Raw genomic sequence first — 18,397 nt, 5'->3', positions numbered from 1 at the left:
ACAAGGAGACGTTCAGGTTCGTCCGGTGATTCGGGAAGAGGGTGCCGCAATGAGCCAGCCCCGTGCTGCTGGCCGCCGCCGTGGATGGCCCGGCGTTCTCCTCTGGACGCTTCTTGTCCTAGCGGCCATTGTTCTGATGGTCATTGGCCTGTGGAGGTCCATGTTCTTCGGCTTCATACCCGAACCCGGTCTTGTTGAGGACGCACACGTGGGGAGCCTGTACCTGCTGGCCGGCTCCGTGGCGTCTGTGGCAGCAGCAGTCTGGTCGCTTCTGCGGGGCCATCCTCACTGGGTTACTGCGTGTGTGGCAGCGCCGGCCATCATGGTCGGGGGCACCGCCCTGCTCATGCCGTATAGCCTGACGCGGCATCTCGTTGCCCTCGTCGCCCTTCCGGCCGCATTGGCTGGAGTAATTGGCGGCGCGGTGAACCGTACGATGAGCTCGTCTCGTTACTCTGACATTTGGGGGAATCCTTGAGCTATCCGTAATACCCGTCCCAGCAGCCCTATCCGCCGCATCAGCAGACCTGGCAGGGCGAACCGCCGCTGTGGGGACAGTGTTTCGACGAGCCGACGGGCTGCTGACCAGCATCGCCTCATTGCCCATGCAAGGCCCCGCCCTCGCGAACGCGAGGCCTTGCTCGTTGCTGCCAGCAAGTTCGACAGAACACCGCTTGCGAATGTCCTATGTCGGGCGCCTGTCACATTCCGTGTTCCGGCGGTGTCCTATGTTCAACAACGGATCTACTGATGGGAGTTGAAAATGTCAGCGCGTCGCGTGGTCATCATCGGAGCAGGGTATGCCGGCATCATGGCGGCGAACAGGCTCGCCGGGAGCAAGCAGGACGTTGAAGTATCGATGATCAATCCTGTAGCCGATTTTGTTGAGCGTATCCGGCTGCATGAGGTGGCTGCCGGGGCCAGGGCAACCGCGGCGGTGCCGATGGAGTCGCTGCTGAGTGAGCGAGTGGATTTCATTGAGGACAGCGCAGCGCGGATCGACGCGGAGAACCGCTGCGTGCACCTCTCAAACGGCCGCGCACCAGTCAGCTATGACGTGCTGCTCTACGCCGTCGGCAGCGGATCGGCCGCCTCGGGAGTCCCGGAGGGGGCGTACCGTTTCGGCGACGCAGAGTCTGCTGCCCGGCTCCGGGTGAAGCTTGCACGGCTGGCTCAGGGCACCACCGTGAGCATAGTCGGCGCTGGCCTGACCGGCCTCGAACTGGCTGCCGAAGTAGCCCAACAGTATCCGCAGCTGCAGCTCCGGCTCATCTCCCGCGGCCGCATTGGCGGCGACCTGTCCGTTTCGGGTACCCAGGCGGTGCGGACCCGCCTCGCCGCGCTGGGCGTCGACATGGTGGAGAATGCTCACGTGCAACGCTGCGACCGTTTGACGCTTACAACATCAGACGGGGTTACGCTTCCCTCTGACTGCACGGTCTGGGCCGCGGGATTCAATGTGCCGCGCCTGGGACGGGACAGCGGGCTGCCAACCGATGCGGAGGGCAGGCTCCTCGTCGATGAGTCCTTGTCCTGCCCGGACTACCCGGACATTTTTGGTGCAGGTGATGCGGTACGGGTTCCGGACTCGGTCGGCCGACATCTGCGCATGAGTTGCGCCTCGGCCCTGCCACTCGGGGCACACGCGGCGGACAGCATCATCGCCCGCCTGGAGAACCGTGCTCCGTCCCCGCTATCGGCCGGATACATGATTCGGTGCATCAGTCTGGGCTGCAGGTCCGGCCTCATCCAGACCGTCACCGCCGATGACCGACCACGGCCGTTAGTCGTGCGGGGGCGGCTGGCCGGGCTGGCCAAAGAACAGATATGCCGAATGACCGTGTCCTGGCTCCGAGGCGAGATGCGCCGGGGCGGTTCGTTCACGTGGCCCAAGGGCCCGCTGCCGGCGAACGTTCCGGTACCAGTGGAAGCCGGGTAGCAGGATGGGCTCGGCCAGCGTCTTCGAAGAACACCGCTCCCTGCTGTTCACCATTGCTTACGAAATCACTGGAACCGTCACCGACGCCGAAGACGTCCTCCAGGAAAGCTACCTGAAATGGTCGGCAGTGGACACCGGAACCATCAGCAACCAGCGGGCCTACCTGGCCAAAACTGTCACCCACCAGGCACTGAACTCCCTTCGGACAACCCAGCGGCGCCGGGAAGACTATATCGGTCCCTGGCTGCCCGAGCCAGTATTGACCCTCCCCGATGTGGCTGAGGACGCCATCCTGGCGGATTCGCTGTCCTTTGCCATGCTCGTGGTCCTCGAGAGCCTTTCCCCGGATGAGCGGGCCGTCTTCGTCCTCCGCGAGGTCTTCGATTTCCCGTACTCCGAGATCGCCGAGGCGACTGGCAAATCGTTGGCGGCCATCCGCCAACTGGCAAGCAGGGCGAAGGCGCATGTGCAGGCACGGCAACCACGCTTCGAAGTGGACGCACAGCGGCAAAAGACTGTCACCGACCGGTTTATCGCAGCCACTCTGGGGGGCGACGTCCAGGCGCTCATGGACGTTCTCGCGCCCGGGGCCGTCCTGCTCTCGGACGGTGGTGGAAAGGTCTCGGCTGCCCGCAGGCCCGTTATCGGTGCTGACCACGTCGCCCGCTTCCTGCTCGGCATCGCCAGTAAACCCCTTCCGGACATGCGGGTCGAGATGTCATCGCTGAACGGGATGCCGGCCATCCTGGTTTACAGCGGAGACAGGATAGACCTCGCGGTCATGGTGGAGTCCAACAATGAACACGTGATCGGCATTTACCTCGTCCGGAACCCCGACAAGCTCGGCGCCGCCAGGACGGCCAGGCACCTCACTCGCTAATGCGGGATCCGCTGGCCGATCTTGGGCGGTGGCCAGGCGGGGAGGGCCCCGCCACCACCAGGCAGCGGGCGCCTGTCGTTGCTGGGCTTGGGCAGAGCTGTTCAGGCTAGTAGAAGGAAATGAGCTCTACGAGTTCTCCGACCCGGTCCTCGGGGTAATTTCGGGCGATGTCGGCTTGGCTGATGATCCCGATCAGGTCGTGGCCATCGATGACGGGCAGACGGCGGACCTGATGCTCTCCCATCGTTCTGATGGCTTCTTCGATCGAGTCGTCCGCTCCGACGGTGACTGGCTTTCCCTGGCCGTAATCTCCAGCCTTGGCCGTGCGCGGGTCGCCGCCTTCGGCGAAGCATTTGATGACGATGTCGCGGTCCGTGATCATGCCTTTGAGCCGGTTGTCCTCCCCGCAGATCGGCAGGGCGCCGACGTCCAGTTCTTTCATCTTGCGGGCCGCCGCTTCCAGGGTCTCGTTTTCACCGACGCATTCGACGCCGCCGGTCATGATTTCGCGTGCTGTCGTCATGGCGCTCTCCTCAAACAGGGTGGCTGATTCTTGACCGCACCCGTGCCGCCGTCCTCCATTGGCTCGGGCACGCCTTAACGCTAAGAACGCTGGGCGTCAGTGTCTAGAGCGGGAAGGCGCCGGTGGCAAAACCGGCGGACGTCATAAGGGACCGGGTCCGGGGAGTCCGCCTTTCCCGGTGCCCAGCCGGCCTCGGCGCTGGCAGGTTGCGTGGCCGGCGTGCTCATCATCGGTGGGCCTTGGGAAAACTCCTAGGAGTGGAAGGCTGCCTGCTGAACCTTCGCTTGCGACTTGATCCAAGGGGCGCGTGCCGCGCCGTTGACGACACGCGGGGTGCCGTCCGCAAGGCTGTCGGTGGCCAGGAGCACCATAGTCCTATGACGGCTCCAACAGTGGAAGCGGCGATCAACGACCTGATGGATCGCGCGTGGAATGTTCTCTATGACCTGCTCTCTGAGCGGGGACTGCTCGGTGACGGGCTGGACGTCGAGGAGTACACCGGGATCCATTCCTGGGTGGACGACGCCATCCGCTACACCGTCGTCCACTCCCGGACCGTGGCGGTGCTTTTCGCCGACACCCGGCCGGTGGACGCTATCCCGTTCCATCACGACCTTCGCGGTGCGGACGACCCGAAGGCCTGGTTCAGCGTCCCGGAATAGGGCCGGCCGACCGGCCGTGAAGCCAGCGCACGGTCAGGGCAGCGCAAGGACGAGGTATAGGCCTGCGAGAACCAGTGTGGTCGGGGTCATGACAAGGCGTTCGGGTTTATCGCCGACAGCTGGTCCAACGTCATCAAAACCATCCTCTGTCCGGTCCCTTCCCCTGCGGCCCGAAGGGTCTGGGACCGCTCACCAGGGAGACATCTTCTGCGGCAAAACTATCGCATCGCTACGTCGTTCACTTAGCAGGCGGCCAAGTTCAACCAGGGCCTGGAGCTGTGGCTGGGCATCGAGGACTACCTTCAAGAACACGCGGCCCAGTACAGGCGTCGCATCGTAGTGTTCACCGGAGCGATCTTTAGCGCCGTCGATCCGGTGTACCGGGGCGTGGACATCCCGCTGCGCTACTTCAAGGCTGCTGCCTTCATCCACGAGCGCGAGCTGGCGGCCATCGGATACGTCGTGGACCAGTCCCCGCAGCTGGCCGAATTGTCCGACGTGCCACGGCGCCGGGTCACCGAAGACGTCCCGCCTCTGGGCCCATTCCGGACCTTCCAGGCACCCATCCCGGACGTCGCCGAACTCACCGGCCTGGACCTGGACAAGCTGATCGAGTCGGACCGGATGCCTATCGCCGCAACCATCGGCGCTGCCCCGGTCGGCTCCACTTGGCGGGAACTAGGCGACGTCCAGGATCTCACCTGGACTTCGACCTGGAGGACTAAGGCGCAAGGTCGTCCTGTTTGCGTATCGTTCCCAGGTTGGCACGTTAAGAGACCATTCCAGCAGGTACGTATTTGTGCTTATTCGGGCAAATAGCCCTTCTATATACTCTTGGGTTCAGCAGACATAGGACCACAATGATGTGGTTGCACTGGCACGAAGGCCATCTGCGATCGAATGGGGGGAAGCGCCCCGGCGAGCTCGCCGGGGCGCTTCGGGGTCAGGGCTTGCGTCTGTGGCTTTGCTACCTGAGCGATGGATCGGGCGGCGGCCGGACATCATCATGGATCAAAAGGCGTGCTGCTGGACTCGCCGGTAAGTACGTTGCCGGCGGGCGGTGTCATCAAGCCCAGGTCGTGCGCTCGTTTTACTGCCATCAGGCGGTCGCTGACGTCCAGTTTGCGGTAGATGTGCTCCAGGTGCTTTCCGGCGGTGCGCGGCGAAATGCCGAGCCGTCTGCTCAGGGCCTCGGCGGTCAACCCCTCGGTCAGCAGGGACAGGACGGTCATCTCGCGTGCCGTTAGATCTTGCGCGGAGCCGTCCAAGTTTGCTCCAAGATCTGACCGGGCAATCTTAAAGTGCACGGCAAGGGCGGTCAGGATCGGGTGCAACAGCCGGGCCAGGGCAAGCTCCTGGTCGGTGAAGTCGCGGTCTGGTCGGGAGACAAGCAAGGCATGAAGGTCAAATCCGCCGACTTGTAGCGGGAAGGTCAGCTGTTGGTTCACGCCCCACGGCCGGGCGACTTCTTCCCACGCCGATTTCAGCGTGCTGCTGGCCACAGTGTCAGGAACCCTCCCGAAGGTTTGTGGTCCTGTCTCTCCGGAATATGCATACCAGCGCAACAGTGGTTGTTGCCTAAAGTCATATCCCCCGGGTGGCTCGCTCGGTATGAAATTCCGGGGCCAGCAGGCGAGTATCTGATTCTCCCATTGAGGAGTCACCGCGTTTCGCGTAGTGCATGCCCCGTTGAACGATTGCGTGAGGAGCTCAAGGAGTTGCCCCTCAAACTGAGAGGACAAACCAAGCGGCTGCCGCAGGACTTCTCCTAAGAACTCCAGCCATGTCCGGTAGCACTCCTCATTGCGGGCCACGCCTGAATTTTAGACCTCGAAACAGCATGGCGACACGGGGAAAGTTTCCGGTGGTGCGGTTCCTGCGCTACCTGGGGAATTGACCTGGCTTCTGTGCCTGGACGGCGCGTACGTCATCGAGCAATTGCAGCAACGGGATCTGTAGCGCACCGGCCCGATGCGACTTGCCGGTCTCGCCCCGCGGCCCTGTACCGGCACGGCGGGCTTCCTTGGGCACCCTGGCGCAGCCTCTTCCCGGATCTTTCACTGGCCCGCAACCGGGTCGAGATGCACCCGTGTGCTGGCTCCGGTCGTGCCATGGGAGGGCCGGCTTGTCTTGTTGCCGGATCGGCGGTCCTGCTGTGGGGGCAACCAACCGTTTCCTAGGCTTTGCGAACGATGCTTGCACGTGTCCGGGATGGTGGGGTTTGAAGCGCCGTCACCGCCGGGACTGCCAGGTCCGGACGCGCACTCCCTGGGCATGGCAACCCGGCCCTGTCGGCGCGGAAGCGGGCAATGCGCGGTGTTGCTGCCATCTCGGATCAAGGTCACATCCATGATGCTGAAGATGCGGGGCGCCGATAAGGACCGACGACGGAGCCGGCGGGCATGGGGGACCCCGGCCAGCAGACCGCCGCCGGCCGCTTAAAATTCTACGCCCGGTGCCGGGTTGGAGGAGGGGCTGGCGTCTCACCCTAGGTCTCTACATGACGGCTTGCGGGGGAGGGGTCATGGAAGTTTCCCCGCTGTTGCAGCTTCGGGCGCCGGCGCAACTTCCGGCTCGGGAGCCGAGCGCAAGATCCGCCATATGATCACTCCGGCGGCCATAGCCGCCACGATGACAGGGATGAACCTCCAGAGGATCCTGGTTGACTTCTGCGCGGACAGTGCTTGTGCCGGCGTCTCAGCCACTGGCAGAAGCGTCGCTATCCGCTCGTGGAGTCGGGGGGACCGTTTCTACCCTGCCGGCGAGTTCATCGGCGATGGTCCGCAGGCTGGCCCGCAGGCGTGGTGACGCTGCCTCCAGCCCTGTGTCGATGCCTGTCAGGGTGCGGCGAAGGGCAGCTTCAATGCCTGGAGTAGCCCATTCCCTGCCCATGGCAAGGCGCGTGAGGAGAGCTTCCTGAAGATGGCGGGCCTGAGTCGCCTGGTCGATCTGGTCAGACGGGCAAAAGCCGGGTGCCCCTGGCCACCGCAGTCGCTGGAAACATCCTTCGGTGGACGCTTCCAAGATACTCCCGGCAGCTCCCGTGAGATGACCTGGCTCACTTTGCAGAACCTCTCCACGGTGACGAGTCAGCAGAAAGACCCGATAATCAGCAGCACGGGTATTCGGAAACCATGTAACCACCGGCTCGGGCTGGAGTGGCAGCCGTCGACTTTGGCGGCATACCGGGCTGCACCCTTGTCCCGCACTGGCCGGCGCCCTAGGTTGGAGAGCAGCAAGAGCACCTTCCGCCTCGGGGCCCTCGTGGCCACGGTGGAATGGTGAGTTCTCCCTGCAGGAGGGGCAGTCGGCGTCGTCGTGTCGCAGACATCTACATGTTCGTGATTCATGTCACAGCGCGGTGGTATTATGATCCGCATATCAGGCTGGCTCCGCCCCAACTCCTTATGAAGGTCCTTGGCAGGTGGAGCTGTGCGCATTCGCATCGTCCGGGGGATCAGAAATATGGAAACGCGCAGTGCCGCCAGTTCGGTGACGACCCTGCCGGCCAGGCTGGAAGGCCCAGTGAACTATGTGCCGCACGGCACTTTGGGCGGCGTAAGCGTACGCCGGATTGAGGACAATCTGGTGGCCATCACTCTTACTCCCGGGGCGCTTATCACGTCGCTGCACACTTCGCAGGTCCGCGAACAGCTCATCGCCGTCTTCAGTAATCAGCCCGCTGGCCTGCTACTGCATCTGGCTGACGTCGCGGCGATCGACAGGGACGCGATGGTCCTCTATGCGCGGGCCGTAACGGTAACCGCGTTGGCAGTTGTGGGACGAACCCCAGTGGACCGGGTCATAGCCCACAGGCTGCTGGGCATGACCTCCCCCCAGTGCCCCAGCCGATACTTCACAGGCACTCCGGCGGCACTCGAATGGCTTCGCCCGCGGCTATAGCCTCCGGCAATCTCGTCAGCACGGCAATAATTGCTGGTTCTTTGACTGAGCCTGCGACGTAGCCTGGACGAGATGCAACACGAAGTCAGCTCTCTGCCATGGCTACGGGTGCGAACTCATTGTGGCCACCTGTGCCATTACCGTCTCGCCCGAGGCTGCGGCCCAGCGGGTCACAGGAAGGCTTGCCAGGTACTCACTGACCCCGTGGACCTGTGCGTTCGTTCGGGTCAGGGTCAGCAGCGCCTCCACCGGGAAGCCAAGGACAGCAGGATCCACTACCGCCCTGATGAACAGGACGCCGGCGTTGATCATGGGCTCCAGCCGGCGGCTGACGGTTGCCTTGGACACGGACAGCTCGCTGGCCAGCTCCTCTACGGCAGTTTTGGTCTGCAGAAGGCCTCCGGCAGCAGCGCGCTTTGCCCCGCCGTGTTCCTCGGCCGGAGTGCCCGGGAGCACCACGCGCAGGCCGAGCTCTTCAGCCACCTCGTCCAGTGCAAGCGCTGCACCGAGCCCGGCGGTCGCGATGATGTTGTGTCCGCAGGCGTGGCCGATCCCCGGCAGGGCGTCATACTCAGCGCAGATCGCCACAGTGAAGTCGCCATCACCGCGAGCCGCTTCGAAGCAGGTTTCCAGCCGTACGCTCCGCGTTCTACCCCGAAGCCGGCTTCCTCGACAAAGGTGGCCAGCGTTTCTGCCGCCAGCCGTTCCTCGAAGGCCAGTTCCGGGTTGTCGTGGATGGTGCGGCTGACGGCTAACTCGCGTGCACCTTGCTTTCCCCCCCCGCGGCGCCTCTGTCCCTTGCCCCTGGTTATTCAGGGGCCTCCCTCGCGAGACGCGCGATGAGCGCGTGGCTCTCGGCCCGGATAGCGGGCAGTTCCCGGGCCAGCCCGCAGAGGATCAGTCCTGCGTCCGCCACCTGCAGCGGAGATTCAGGTGTGACCATTCCGTCTGCTCGAAGACTGATCAGGGATTCGACCAGGCGGAAGGTGAAATCGCCGCCCCTGGTGTCCGGGCTCCCGGCTCCGCCAGCGGGCGAGAGGCCGGTGCCCAGTTCCGCGTACAGGCCGCGCAGTTCCTGCCGGTCGGCCAGGAATCGTGCAAAGCGCGCGCTCCGGACTTCGGGAAGGTGGTACAGGATGCCGAGGTTCCAGCGTGCGCTGCAGAGTAGCGTTCCGTCGTAAAGCGCGACGGCGTGAAGCCGGCTTCCGGGAACAGCCTCGCCTGCTGCTTCGGCCGCGACGGCGCGGGCGAACTCCAGCCCGCCGGAGACGGTGCCCTCCAGCAGGTCCTCGAGAATATCGTCCTTGGTCTTGAAGTGGTGATAAAGCGAGGACTGCCGGATTCCGACAGCGTCCGCGATGGACCGTGTGGAGGTGCTGGCGAAGCCCTGCGTGGTGAAAAGCTCAGCTGACGCATCGAGTATTTCATCGCGGGCGGTCGCCCCCGGTCGGGAGGGCTGTTGATGGCGTGGTCGTCCCGGTCCGGCTGAAGTCACCGCATCATTCTTGCATTCCTGATGCCGCCGGACACGGTCAGCCGAACATGTGAGAGGACGGAAACAGGCCCGAAACAAGATGTCAATCTGCCTTTTACAGAAGTGAAACTGTTTGGGGACATCGCACTGGAAAACTGTCAAGTGACCGGTAATCAGCAGCCATCGGCCGAGCGCTGCGCTGCCGGGAGGCTTTACCCCCATGTCATTTCCAGACCCGGAGATTCCGATGACTTCAACCGTTTTGCCCACCGTCCACCAGGACGATGCGGATCTGACCTCTCTTGGCTATCAGCCCACCCTCCACCGAAAGCTCGGCCGCTATGCTTCCTTTGCAGCCGGTTTCTCCTTTGTTTCCATCCTGACCACCATCTTCCAGCTGTTCGCGTTCGGCTACTCGTTCGCGGGACCTGCGTTTTTTTGGACATGGCCTGTTGTGCTGGTGGGCCAGCTCCTCGTTGCCTTGAATTTTGCTGAGCTCGCCGCCCGCTACCCGCTCTCCGGTGCCGTGTATCAGTGGGCCCGGCGCGTAGGCGGTGAGGGAGTTGGCTGGTTCGCTGGCTGGTTCATGGCAATCGCCCAGGTGGTCACCGCAGCAGCCGCCGCCATCGCCCTGCAGGTGGTGCTGCCCCAGCTCTGGGACGGCTTCCAGGTGGTGGGCGGCGATCCGGCCCTCAATACTGTCACCGGTGCCGCCAATGCCGTGGTCCTGGGCGCCGTGCTCCTGGTGGCCACAACTGTTATCAACTCGTTGGGCGTGAAGCTCATGGCGCACGTGAACTCCGTCGGAGTGACCTGCGAAATCATCGGTGTCGTGGCTGTGATCCTTGCCCTCATCAGCGCCGCCCAGCGCGGACCTGACGTGGTCGCGGATACCAGTGTGCTGCACGGTTCAGAGCTCGGGGCGCTGGGAGCCTTCCTGGTCTCCGGGCTGATGGCCGCCTACGTCATGGTGGGCTTCAACTCCGCCGGCGAACTGTCCGAAGAAACCAAGGACCCCCGCCGCACCGCTCCGCGCACCATTCTTTCCGCGCTCCTCATCTCCGGCATCGGCGGCGCCCTGATGATCATTACTGCCCTAATGGCCGCACCCAGCCTCGACGACGGCCGGCTGGCCACCGAAGGGCTTCCCTACGTCCTCACGGCCGTGCTGGGCACGTTCTGGGGCAAGGTCCTGCTGGTGGACGTCGCCATCGCCATCTTCGTCTGCACCCTTGCGATCCAGACCGCCGGTTCCCGGCTGGTGTTCTCCATGGCGCGGGACGGGAAACTTCCCGCTTCAGCGTTGCTCTCCTCCGTGCACCCCACCCGCGGCACGCCAATGTGGCCGTCGATTGTCATCGGTGCACTGGCCGTTGGCGTGCTGGCCATCAACGTCGGCAACGCCGCCCTGTTCACGACCCTCTGCAGTGTCTGCATCGTCATGGTCTACCTTGCCTACTTGCTGGTGACCGTGCCGCAGCTGGTCAACCGCCTTCGCGGCGACTGGAACCGGGTGGGCCAGACCATGCCGGCCGGACTCTTTACGCTCGGCCGCTGGGGCCTGCCCGTGAACATCCTCGCAGTCCTCTACGGGGCCGTAATGGTGGTCAACCTCGCCTGGCCCCGGCCGGAGGTGTATGACCCGTCCGGCGAGAACGGGATCCTTCTCTATTCGGCGCCCGTGATGGTGGCGGCGGTCCTGCTCCTGGGCCTCTGGGTCCGCCGCCGCAACCTGGCGGCCAGTGCTTGACAGCGAACGGCAAAATGCCCGCCAGGCTTCACCGGCTCCCCGCCGGCCCGCCCCGGAACGACAGCCTCGAAAGAACCAGGACTGACATGACACAGACCATCGAAACACCAGCGACCGGCACGGCCACCACCGCCGGCGCCCGTGCCCACGCCCGGGAACAACACGGCCGGACTGCGGAGACCATGCGCCATGTACCGGCCGTTTCCGCCCCGGCGCGGCTTCTGGCCGGACTTCCCGACGGCGCCGCCGCTTCCCTCAGCTGGGCCGAATCACTGGCCTTTGGCCGTTACACCACCCTGCACCTGGCCCGCGGCGCCCGGGTCCGGCTCACCGACACCGCCGGTGATGCCTGCGTGCATACCCTCCTTTACCGGGCCGGGGCCCTCCACGAACGCCTCAACACCGCGGACACGGTCAAGGTTCCATGGCAGGCTTACCCCGGGGCGGGCCACCCCCTGCTGTCGGACGCCGGCCGCCTGATGGCCACCATCGTGGCTGACACCTCATCCCGGCACGACGCCCTGACCGGTGCCACCACGCTGGCCGGAAACACTGCACGGTATGGCGCCGGAACAGCCCACAGTGCGTCCCCCGCAGCCCGCGAGCTCCTCACCCTTGGGGCACTGAAGAACGGGCTGGGCCCCCGCGACGTGGCGCCGTCCCTGTCCTTCTTCAAGGGCATCCATGTTGATCCCGCTGGCAGCATCACTTTCACGGGAAGCGCCGGCCCGGGTGCCGCCGTCGAACTTCTGCTCCAGATGGACACGGTCCTGGTCCTCGGAAACACCGCCCACCCCCTGGACCCCCGACCCACCTTCACCGGAACCGCCGTGGACGTCGTCGCCTGGCAGGCACCGCAGGACCTCGCCGCACTGGAGGCGGGCAGCCTTGCCGGCCCCCTGGCGCCCGAACACCTGCAGGCACTCCGCAACACCGAACACGACCGCACCGCAAGGAACGCCCGATGAATACCTTCATTGAAACCCAGCCCATCCCGGACGCGGGCAAGACAGCACTGGTGCCCGGCACCGTGGTCCTCGACGAATTCGTGGAAGCCCGGGGCCCCTGGTCAGCCGTGCTGGCAGCCGGTGACGTGCTGACCATCGTGGACCTGGACGGAAACCAGGCGGTGGACTGCCTGCTGTACGCCGCCAAGGACACCACGGTCCGCTACTCCGCACCCGTCACCATCGCGCGGCAGCAGTCGATCGTGCTGACCACGGGTTCCGTGCTTCGGGCGGACACCGGAGCGCCGCTGATGACTGTGGTGGCCGACGAGGTAGGCGTTCACGACACCATCGGTGGCGCCTGCTCGCAGGAATCCAACACCCTCCGCTACGGCCAGCACACCCGTGAACAGCACGCCTGCGTTGAAAACTTCCTGATCGAAGGCTCCCGGTGGGGCCTGGGAAAGCGGGACCTGGTATCCAACATCAACTGGTTCATGAACGTTCCGGTTGACCCGGACGGCGCCCTGGGCATTGTTGACGGGCTCTCCGCCCCCGGCAAGCGGGTAGCGCTGCAGGCCGAGGTGGACACCCTGATACTTGTCTCCAACTGCCCGCAGATCAACAACCCGTGCAACGGTTTCAACCCCACCCCTGTCCGTATGATCGTCACCCGGCCGGAGGCAGCAAAATGAGCGGCTTTGACACCCTGCTGATTGCCAACCGCGGCGAGATCGCCTGCCGCATTATCGAATCGGCCAAGAAACTCGGATTGCGGACCGTTGCCGTGTTCTCCGAAGCGGACCGCGGCGCCCGCCACGTCCGCCTGGCCGACGAAGCAGTGCTCCTCGGCCCCGCACCGGCCAAGGAGTCCTACCTCCGCGTGGACGCGCTCCTGGCCGCGGCCAAATCCACCGGGGCAGGCGCCATCCACCCTGGATACGGATTCCTCTCCGAAGACGCCGCCTTCGCCGAAGCCGTGGAAACGGCCGGGCTGGTCTTTGTTGGTCCCACATCAGAACAACTCCGCATCTTCGGCACCAAGCACACGGCACGCGATGCCGCCCGGGCCGCCGGAGTGCCCATGATCGCCGGATCCGGACTGCTGGCAGATGTGGACGGCGCCGTAGCGGCTAGCACTACGATCGGCTTCCCGCTGATGCTCAAGGCCACCGGAGGTGGTGGCGGCATCGGAATGACGGTTTGCCGCACCGAGGCCGAACTGGTGGAGAGCTTTCCCCGCGTCGCCCGCCTGGCCGGGGCCAGTTTCGGCACTGCCGGCGTCTTCGCCGAGCGCTACGTCGAAAACGCCCGGCACATTGAGGTCCAGATCTTCGGCGACGGTGAGGGCCGCGTGGTCAGCCTCGGCGACCGGGATTGCTCACTGCAGCGCCGCCACCAGAAGGTCCTGGAAGAAGCACCTGCCCCGGACCTGCCCGAGGAGTTGCGCGAAGAACTGCACAGCAGCTCCCGGGCGCTGTGCGCCTCGCTCAACTACCGCTCCGCCGGGACAGTCGAATTCGTCTACGATTCCACCCGCCGCGAAGCCTCCTTCCTGGAGGTCAATGCAAGGCTCCAGGTGGAGCACCCCGTCACGGAGGCCGTCACAGGCGTGGACCTCGTGGAATGGATGCTCCGGCTGGCGCAGGGCGGCGCGGAAGCGGAGAGCGTGCTCGCCGGCGTCCCGCACAGCTTGCCTGTCTCAGGCAGCGCAGTGGAGGCCCGCGTTTACGCAGAAGACCCTTCCCGCGGGTTCCAGCCCAGCGCCGGAACGGTAACCAACGCCGTGTACCCGGCCACAGAGGACGTTCGAGTGGACGCCTGGGTGGAAACCGGCACCGAGGTGTCCACCAACTACGATCCGCTCCTGGGCAAGATCATTACGTCTGCAGCAACCCGCACGGACGCTTTCGACCGGTTGGCCGCCGCGCTTGCCGGGACCCGGATTGACGGCATCGAGACCAACCTCGGAATGCTCCGCGCCGTGGTCGGGTTGGACGTTGTCCGCAGCGTCGCACACTCCACCAGCACCTTGGACTCGGTGGGGGACCCCGAACCCCGCATTACTGTCGGCCGCCCCGGCCTTCAGACGAGTGTGCAGGACTGGCCGGGCAGGACGGGCCTGTGGCAAATCGGTGTTCCGCCCAGCGGCCCGATGGATGACCTCTCCTTCCGGCTGGGCAACACGGCGCTGGGCAACCCCGAGGGCGCCCCGGGCCTGGAATTCACCATGACCGGTCCCAGCCTGACCTTCACGCACGCCACCACCATCTGCGTCACCGGCGCCGAGGTGCCGGTCACCGTCAACGGAACACCGGTTCCCACCTGGGCACCGGTAACGGTTCCGGCAGGGGGAACGCTTGATGTCGACACCGCAGCAGGCCACGGGCTCCGCGGGTACATCCTGTTCCAGGCCGGTCTGGACATTCCGCAGTACCTCGGCAGCGCTTCCACCTTCACTCTGGGGCAGTTCGGTGGGCACGCCGGGCGTGTCCTGCGCACCGGTGACGTGCTCCGCCTCGTGAAGCCGGCCGCCACTGCAGTTGAAGAAGCCCCAGTGTCCGGGGTGCCGTTGGACAACCGGCCCGCCTTGACCTCAACCTGGGAATTGGCCGTGACAGAAGGCCCCCACGGGGCCCCGGAATTCTTCCAGCGTGAAGACATCGAAGAACTGTACGCGGCAGAGTACGAGGTGCACTTCAACTCCGCCCGCACCGGTGTCCGGCTGACCGGTCCCAAACCGCGCTGGGCCCGCACCGACGGCGGTGAGGCGGGACTGCACCCATCCAACATCCATGACACCGCCTACTCCGTGGGCGCCCTGGACTTCACCGGCGACACACCCATCCTGCTCGGTCCCGACGGACCCAGCCTGGGCGGGTTCGTTTGCCCGGTCACCGTGGTGACCTCGGAGCGGTGGAAGCTCGGCCAACTCAGGCCGGGGGACAAGGTCCGCTTCGTTCCCATCCAGGTCAGCCAGGCGCCCTCGGCCAAGGACCTCGGCCCTGGCCGCCAACTGCTCCTGCCCGGTGACGCCGGCTGGTCGGCTGAAATGTCAGTGAACCTGTCAGAAGAAACAGCAGGAACGCGGGCGGGCAAGCGCGCAACACGGGGGGATGGCGACGACGGCGTGCTGGGCCGGGTTCCGGAAGGACACGGCCGGCCCGCGATCACCTACCGCCGCTCCGGTGATGACAACCTGCTGGTCGAATACGGCCAGATGGTCCTGGACCTCAGCCTTCGTGCCAGGGTCCACGCACTGCACCAGCACATCGAACAACTCCGCGTGCCGGGAATCGTGGACCTCACGCCGGGAATCCGCTCCCTCCAGATCAAGGTCGACCCTTCTGTCCTGTCCACCAAGCGACTGCTCGATATTGTCCGGGACATCGAGGCCGCGCTGCCGGCGAGCTCCGAACTGGTGGTTCCCAGCCGTACGGTCCGGCTGCCGCTGTCCTGGGACGACCCCGCCACCAGGGAAGCGATTCAGCGCTACATGGCAGGTGTCCGGGACGACGCCCCATGGTGCCCCTGGAACATCGAATTCATCCGCCGAATCAACGGACTGGACTCCGTCAACGACGTATTCGACACCGTCTTCAACGCCGAGTACCTGGTCCTGGGACTTGGGGATGTCTACCTCGGCGCCCCGGTGGCCACTCCGCTCGATCCGCGGCACCGGCTGGTCACCACCAAATACAACCCGGCCCGCACCTGGACGCCGGAGAACGCGGTGGGCATCGGCGGGGCCTACATGTGCATTTACGGCATGGAAGGACCCGGCGGCTACCAGTTCGTGGGCCGCACCACCCAGGTGTGGTCGCGCTACGCAGACTCGGCTCCGTTCGAGCCGGGATCGCCTTGGCTGCTGCGCTTCTTTGACCGGATCTCCTGGTATCCGGTCAGCCCCGAGGAACTCCTGGACCTGCGGGCCGACATGGCCGCCGGCAGGGGCCGCGGTGTCGAGATCGAGGACGGCACGTTCTCCCTGGCAGAGCATGAACTGTTCCTCGAGCAGAACCGCGATTCCGTCACAGCGTTCCGGGAGAAGCAGGGCGAGGCTTTCGCCGTGGAACGTCAGGCATGGGCCGACGCCGGCGAGTTCGACCGCGCGGAAGCCCTGGCCGCCGTCGTGGCCCCCGCGGCAGACGACGTAGAGGTACCGGACGGCGGTTCCCTCGTCACGGCCCCTTTCGCCGCAAGCGTCTGGAAAGTCGATGTGAACCCCGGGGACCGCGTGGCCAAGGGTCAGCCGCTGGTTTCCCTCGAGGCCATGAAGATGGAAACCGTCCTGGAAGCGCCTTGCGACGGTGTGGTGCTCCGTGTCCTGCCAGCCGCCGGTTCACAAGTGGTCGCGGGCGAGGCAGTAGTAGTCCTTGGCGGCGATGACCTGGAGCCTGGCGAGCTCGAAACCCCGGAACTGGAAGAGGCAGCAGTATGAACAACACCACCACCACCGGCGCTGCCGCCCTGCGGGTGCGGGCGGCTCTCGCCGCCGTCGCCGCAGTGGACCGGCCCGAAATCTGGGTAACGCTGCGCCGCGAGGACGAACTGCTGGCCGAAGCCGCCTCCATCGACGCAGCCGTAGCCGGCGGCGCCAACCTGCCACTCGCCGGGCTACTGCTGGCGGTCAAGAACAACGTGGACGTGGCAGGCATCCCCACGACGGCCGCCTGCCCCGGCTTCGCATATATGCCGGACAAAGATGCCGAAGCGGTGGCCCGCCTCCGCGCCGCCGGGGCACTGGTCCTCGGTGCCACCAACCTGGACCAGTTCGCCACAGGACTTGTCGGCACCCGCAGCCCGTTCGGTGCTGTCCGGGACGCCCGCCGCCCGGAGTTCATCTCCGGCGGCTCCAGTTCCGGCTCCGCAGTGGCGGTGGCACTGGGCCTTGTGGACCTTGCCATCGGAACGGACACGGCAGGATCAGGGCGGGTGCCCGCCGGGCTCCAGGGAATCGTGGGCATCAAACCGACGCTGGACGTCGTGTCCACCGCCGGCGTGGTGCCTGCCTGCCGGTCCTGGGACGCCGTCACCATCTTCGCCCGGCAACTGTCCACGGCGGAGCTCGCGATGGGCGTCATGGCTGGCAGCGTCCGGACATGGCCGGCTGACGTCAGGCTGGCGGCACCAGCGAAGCCCCGTGTGGCCTACCCAGCCCGCCTGCCCGCCTTGCCGGATGCTTGGGCGGCAGAGTTCGGCCGCCAGGTCGACCGGCTCCGCGGCTCCGGGGTGGACGCCCAGGCGATCGAATTCGACGCTTTCCTTGAGGCAGCCCGGCTGCTCTACGACGGCGCGCTGGTGGCTGAGCGCTACGCTGCAGTCGGCGAGTACATCGAAACGGCCGGCGGCGGGATGGACGGGCAAGCGGGCATCGACCCCACGGTGGGGGGAATCGTCCGGGCAGCCGGCGCACTCCCCGCACACCGGTACGTTACCGACACAGCCAGACTGGAAGAGCTGAAGCACAAAGCCATGGCACAACTCGAGGGGTTCGATGCGCTCCTTGTTCCCACGGCGCCCTTCCATCCGACGCTGGCCGAGGTGGCCGCAGACCCGGTGGGGGTGAACTCCCTGATGGGCACCTACACGAACTTCTGCAACCTGTTCGACCTGTGCGCGGTGGCCGTCCCGGCAGGCGAGGTGGAAGGTGCCCAGTTCGGGTTGACGGTGGTGGGCCGGACCTTCGATGACGCAGTTGCTGCTGACATCGCCCGCAGGGTCGAAGCAGCCACTGCGGCGCCGGAGCTCTTCGCTGCCGGCGCGGTACCGGCGGTGGAGGCGGCGGCCGGCCAGCCGTCGTCGTGTACTCCCTGGCCGGTGGCCGGCGGCGCCATGGCCGTGCCGCTGGTGGTGGTGGGCGCGCACCGCAAGGGCCAGCCGCTGGCCCCGCAATTGGAGGAACTCGGGGCTGTCTGGGACGGGCCCGTGCGCACCGCCGCCCGCTACCGCATGGTGTCCCTTGACACCGTGCCGCCCAAGCCGGGCGTGTACCGGTCCGACGACGGCGCGGAGCTCGTCGGCGAACGATGGCTGCTGTCACCGGCAGGGCTGGGCTCGTTCCTGGCAGCACTGCCCGAACCGATGCTGCTCGGATCCATGCAACTCGCCGACGGCTCCACAGCCGTCGGGTTCGCCTGCGATGCCGTGGCAGCGGCGGGCGCCGAGGACATCACTTCTTCGGGGGACTGGCTAGCGGACCGGAACAACGCGGCCAAGGCACGAAACGTCTGGCAGAACCTCGGCGAGGCGGCCCTGGCCGGATTCAGCCGCGGCGAACAGCGCTAACCCGCGTTAGGCAAGGGGGAGGGCGGCCGGG

13 protein-coding genes and 1 pseudogene are annotated in these 18,397 nt (G+C 65.7%); 10 read left to right on the top strand and 4 right to left on the bottom strand.

Going from position 1 to position 18,397, the window contains the following annotated elements; all coding sequences use genetic code 11:
* Window positions 1-763: 763 nt before the first annotated feature.
* Both AC57BR_RS08745 and AC57BR_RS08740 read left to right on the top strand, forming a co-directional pair.
* On the top strand, window positions 764-1,939 hold the full coding sequence (locus AC57BR_RS08745; RefSeq protein ID WP_496359543.1) for an NAD(P)/FAD-dependent oxidoreductase: 1,176 nt from the start codon (window positions 764-766) through the stop codon (window positions 1,937-1,939).
* 4 nt (window positions 1,940-1,943) lie between these two features.
* The gene (locus AC57BR_RS08740) at window positions 1,944-2,819 is read left to right on the top strand and encodes an RNA polymerase sigma-70 factor (RefSeq protein WP_496359541.1); all 876 of its coding nucleotides are present in this window, start codon (window positions 1,944-1,946) and stop codon (window positions 2,817-2,819) included.
* 106 nt (window positions 2,820-2,925) lie between these two features.
* Here AC57BR_RS08740 and AC57BR_RS08735 read toward each other — a convergent pair whose 3' ends face one another.
* Window positions 2,926-3,342 carry a CBS domain-containing protein gene (locus tag AC57BR_RS08735; RefSeq protein WP_496359539.1) on the bottom strand — a complete coding sequence of 139 codons (417 nt, stop codon included), beginning with the start codon at window positions 3,340-3,342 and terminating at the stop codon, window positions 2,926-2,928.
* Window positions 3,343-3,719: 377 nt separating this feature from the next.
* Between AC57BR_RS08735 and AC57BR_RS08730 the strand changes: the two genes are divergently transcribed.
* Window positions 3,720-4,004: a hypothetical protein gene (locus AC57BR_RS08730; protein ID WP_496359537.1), complete on the top strand. Its 285-nt coding sequence runs from the start codon at window positions 3,720-3,722 to the stop codon at window positions 4,002-4,004.
* Between the two features lie 258 nt (window positions 4,005-4,262).
* Window positions 4,263-4,823 (top strand): annotated as a pseudogene (locus AC57BR_RS08725) (DNA/RNA non-specific endonuclease); the annotation flags it as partial.
* 185 nt (window positions 4,824-5,008) lie between these two features.
* Here the strand turns inward: AC57BR_RS08725 and AC57BR_RS08720 are convergent.
* A complete protein-coding gene (locus AC57BR_RS08720; RefSeq protein WP_496359535.1) occupies window positions 5,009-5,506 on the bottom strand; it encodes a response regulator transcription factor in 498 nt (165 codons plus the stop codon).
* Window positions 5,507-7,469: 1,963 nt separating this feature from the next.
* On the opposite strand from AC57BR_RS08720, the gene AC57BR_RS08715 reads away from it, so the two are divergent.
* Window positions 7,470-7,907, top strand: coding sequence for a DUF7793 family protein (locus tag AC57BR_RS08715; protein ID WP_496359533.1), 438 nt, complete (start codon window positions 7,470-7,472; stop codon window positions 7,905-7,907).
* A 102-nt stretch (window positions 7,908-8,009) separates the two neighbouring features.
* Here AC57BR_RS08715 and AC57BR_RS08710 read toward each other — a convergent pair whose 3' ends face one another.
* Together AC57BR_RS08710 and AC57BR_RS08705 are read right to left on the bottom strand one after the other, a co-directional pair.
* Window positions 8,010-8,495 carry an Lrp/AsnC family transcriptional regulator gene (locus tag AC57BR_RS08710; RefSeq protein ID WP_496359532.1) on the bottom strand — a complete coding sequence of 162 codons (486 nt, stop codon included), beginning with the start codon at window positions 8,493-8,495 and terminating at the stop codon, window positions 8,010-8,012.
* A gap of 220 nt (window positions 8,496-8,715) precedes the next feature.
* Window positions 8,716-9,402, bottom strand: a complete 687-nt coding sequence (locus AC57BR_RS08705; RefSeq protein WP_496359529.1) for a TetR/AcrR family transcriptional regulator — start codon at window positions 9,400-9,402, stop codon at window positions 8,716-8,718.
* 226 nt (window positions 9,403-9,628) lie between these two features.
* Between AC57BR_RS08705 and AC57BR_RS08700 the strand changes: the two genes are divergently transcribed.
* From AC57BR_RS08700 to atzF, 5 genes are all read left to right on the top strand, one after another.
* On the top strand, window positions 9,629-11,131 hold the full coding sequence (locus AC57BR_RS08700) for an amino acid permease (protein ID WP_496359528.1): 1,503 nt from the start codon (window positions 9,629-9,631) through the stop codon (window positions 11,129-11,131).
* Between the two features lie 86 nt (window positions 11,132-11,217).
* Window positions 11,218-12,099, top strand: a complete 882-nt coding sequence (locus AC57BR_RS08695) for an urea amidolyase associated protein UAAP1 (RefSeq protein ID WP_496359525.1) — start codon at window positions 11,218-11,220, stop codon at window positions 12,097-12,099.
* On the top strand, window positions 12,096-12,773 hold the full coding sequence (locus AC57BR_RS08690; RefSeq protein ID WP_496359523.1) for an urea amidolyase associated protein UAAP2: 678 nt from the start codon (window positions 12,096-12,098) through the stop codon (window positions 12,771-12,773). The genes AC57BR_RS08695 and AC57BR_RS08690 overlap by 4 nt, the downstream gene beginning before the upstream one ends.
* Entirely contained in the window at window positions 12,770-16,519 is a 3,750-nt protein-coding gene (gene uca / locus AC57BR_RS08685) for an urea carboxylase (protein WP_496359521.1), read from the top strand. Before AC57BR_RS08690 ends, uca begins: the two co-directional genes overlap by 4 nt.
* Window positions 16,516-18,366 (top strand): allophanate hydrolase, encoded by a 1,851-nt coding sequence (gene atzF, locus AC57BR_RS08680; RefSeq protein WP_496359519.1) that lies wholly within the window; start codon window positions 16,516-16,518, stop codon window positions 18,364-18,366. The genes uca and atzF overlap by 4 nt, the downstream gene beginning before the upstream one ends.
* Window positions 18,367-18,397: the final 31 nt, after the last annotated feature.

Source organism: Arthrobacter sp. BGA-UO-ETr-C19, assembly GCF_059568005.1.
This window is presented reverse-complemented; position numbering and strand designations above follow the sequence as displayed.